The sequence below is a fragment of the Streptomyces sp. NPDC059455 genome, from assembly GCF_042750115.1.
Lineage (GTDB): Bacteria > Actinomycetota > Actinomycetes > Streptomycetales > Streptomycetaceae > Streptomyces > Streptomyces endocoffeicus.
The window spans coordinates 1-3315 of record NZ_JBHYVB010000429.1; the positions used below are offsets into that span (position 1 = coordinate 1).

The following is a 3315-nucleotide window of genomic DNA, read 5'->3' on the forward strand; positions in this document are numbered from 1 at the left end:
CCGCGCCGACACCACCCACGCCACCGAACCCGCAGACACCAACCCCAACTCCGAGGCCGGCCCCACCCCATCCAGGACAGGGACATCCAATACAGGGGCGTCCTGCGCGGGCTGCTCCAGGATCAGGTGAACGTTGGTGCCGCTGATCCCGAACGCCGACACACCCGCACGCCGCGGACCAGTACCCGCCGGCCACTCCCGCGCCGTGCTGAGCAGCTCCACCGCCCCGGCCGACCAGTCCACATGCGACGACGGGGCATCCACGTGCAACGTCTGCGGCAGCATCCCGTGCCGCATCGCCTGCACCATCTTGATCACGCCCGCGACACCCGCCGCCGCCTGGGCGTGGCCGATGTTCGACTTCACCGACCCCAACAACAGCGGTCGACCCTCCGGCCGGTCCTGCCCGTAGGTCGCCAGCAGCGCCTGCGCCTCGATCGGGTCACCCAGTGCGGTACCGGTACCGTGCGCCTCCACCACATCAACGTCAGCCGACTGCAACCCCGCGCTCGCCAACGCCGCCCGAATCACCCGCTGCTGCGACGGACCATTCGGCGCCGACAGACCATTACTCGCACCGTCCTGGTTCACCGCACTACCCGCAACCACCGCCAACACCCGGTGCCCACGCTCACGCGCATCCGACAACCGCTCCAACACCAGGACACCGACACCCTCGCCCCACCCGGTGCCATCAGCAGCCTCAGCGAACGGCTTACACCGCCCATCGGCAGCCAACCCCCGCTGCCGCGCGAACTCCGTGTATGTCCCTGGGGTGGCCATCACGGTGACACCGCCAGCGAGCGCAATCCCGCACTCACCCGCGCGGAGCGCCTGCGCTGCAAGGTGGATGGCCGTCAGAGACGACGAGCAAGCTGTGTCGATCGAGACGGCCGGACCCTGCAACCCCAGCGAGTACGCCACCCGGCCCGACGCCACACTCGCCGTCGTCCCGGTCAGGCCGAAACCACCGGCACCGTCCTGCTCACTGATCCGGTACCCCGATGTGATGATGCCGGCGTAGACACCCGTGTCGGAGCCGCGCAGCGAACCCGGGGTGATGCCCGCGTCTTCCAGCGCCTCCCAACACGTCTCCAACAGCAGTCGCTGCTGCGGGTCCATCCCCAACGCCTCACGCGGACTGATCCCGAAGAACTCCGCATCGAACTCGCCAGCGCCGTCAAGGAAGCCGCCCACCGGGGCGAAAGCAATACCCTCGTCACCTGACTCGGACAGGCCGTCCACGTCCCAGCCGCGGTCCGCCGGGAAGCCCGACATCGCGTCGGTCCCGGCAGCGACCAACCGCCAGAAGCCCTCCGGGTCCTCGACCCCGCCGGGGTACCGGCACCCCATACCGACGATCGCCACCGGCTCATCCGTACCGACACGGACCACCGGCACAACCGCCGCACCGACGGCCCGCTCAGTCCCGCACACCTCGGCCACCAGGAACCGGGCAACCTCCAGCGGTGTCGGCTGGTCGAAGACCAAGGTGGCAGGCAAACTCAGGCCTGTCTCGTTCGCGAGCCGGTTGCGCAGCTCCAGCCCGGTCAGCGAGTCGATGCCCATGTCCCGGAACGCCCGCTGGGGATCGACGTCCCCAGGGCGACTGTGCCCCAGAACCACGGCAGCAGCGGCCCGGACGACCTCCAGAACCTCCTGCTCACGATCGGTAGGACCGAGCGCGACCAGACGCGCCGCCAGGCCACCCGCATGCGCAACCGTTGCCATGGCCGCGGTCGGGCGTGTGGGGACATCACCAGCGGTCAGCCCCCGCAGCAGCGCGGGCACCGGCCTTCCGCCACGGGACAGCCCCGTCACTTCCAGCCGGGCCGGGACCGCCAACGACGCACCCAGCGCGGTAGCAGCCTCGAACAGCGCCAAGCCCTGCTCCGTCGACAGCGGCTGAACGCCGCCACGGCGCAGGCGCGACAGACCAGCGCCCTCCAGGTGGCCGGTCATCTCCGAGGTCTGGGCCCACAGCCCCCACGCCAGCGACTGACCGGCCAGGTGCCGGTCGCGACGATAGGCGGCCAGCGCGTCCAGGAACGCGTTCGCGGCGGCATAACTTCCCTGCCCCGCACTACCCATGACCGCCGCAGCCGAGGAGTACAGCACGAAGCCAGCAAGGCCCGCGTCTTCGGTCAGCTCATGCAGGTTCCACGCCGCATCCGCCTTCGCCGACAGCACCGGCACCATCCGCTCGGGCGTCAACGACTCCACGGTCGCGTCGTCGATCACACCGGCGGCATGAACCACGGCGGTCAACGGCCGCTCAACCTGAATCCGCGCCAACACAGACGCCAGGGCGTCGCGGTCGGCGGCATCGCCGGCCTGCACCCGCACACTCGCCCCCGACTGCGCCAGCTCCGCCACCAGACGAGCCACTCCCGGCGCCGCCGGACCGCGCCGTGACATCAGCAGCAGATGCCGCATGCCTCGGACGTCGACCAGGTGCCGGGCCAGTTCCCCGCCCAACGTTCCGGTGCCACCCGTGACCAGGACGGTGCCCTGCGGGTCCCACTCAGCGGGGACGTTCAGCACGACCTTGCCAATGTGGCGGGCGGCCTGGAGATGGCGCAGCGCCGCCACCGCCTGCGACAGCTCGAAGCACGTCACCCGCGGCGGGACCAGGGTGCCCGCGTCGAACATGCCACCGAGCTCGGACAGCATCTCCGCAACCCGCGGTACACCGGCGTCCATCAGGTCGAACGCCTGATACACCACACCGGGGTGGGACTCGGCAACCTGCGCCGCATCGCGGATATCGGTCTTACCCATCTCGACGAACTGACCGCCGCGCGGCAACAAACGAAGGGAGGCGTCCGTGAACTCCCCGGCCAGGGCGTTGACCACCACGTCCATGCCCTCGCCACCGGTCACGGCCAGGAACCGCTCACAGAAGACCAGATCACGAGTGGAGGCGATGTGGGTGTCCGCCACGCCCATGGCCCGCAGCGCGGGCTGCTTGGCCGGACTGGCAGTCGCGAAAACCTCCAAACCCCACATCTTTGCCAGCTGCACCGCGGCCGTGCCCACGCCACCGGTCCCGGCGTGGATGAGCACCCGCTGGCCCGGGCGGGCCTGGGCCAGATCCCGCAACCCGTAGAACGCCGTCAGGAACCCTGCCGACACCGCTGCGGCCTGCTGGAACGACCAACCCTGCGGGATCGGGGCAAGCAGCCTGCTATCGACAACCCCGACCGGACCCCAACCCGACACCAGACCCATCACCGACTGGCCGACGGTCAGACCGTCCACCCCGGGACCGATCTCCAGGACAACCCCGGCACCTTCCATGCCCAGGACCCGGCC

The 3315-nt window shown here is 70.1% G+C and carries 1 protein-coding gene; it reads right to left on the reverse strand.

What is annotated here, in order from left to right; translation table 11 throughout:
* Nucleotides 1-3300, reverse strand: a 3300-nt coding sequence (locus ACFXB5_RS53180; RefSeq protein WP_385223211.1) for an SDR family NAD(P)-dependent oxidoreductase, incomplete at its 3' end; no start/stop codon positions are given.
* Nucleotides 3301-3315 lie beyond the last annotated feature (15 nt).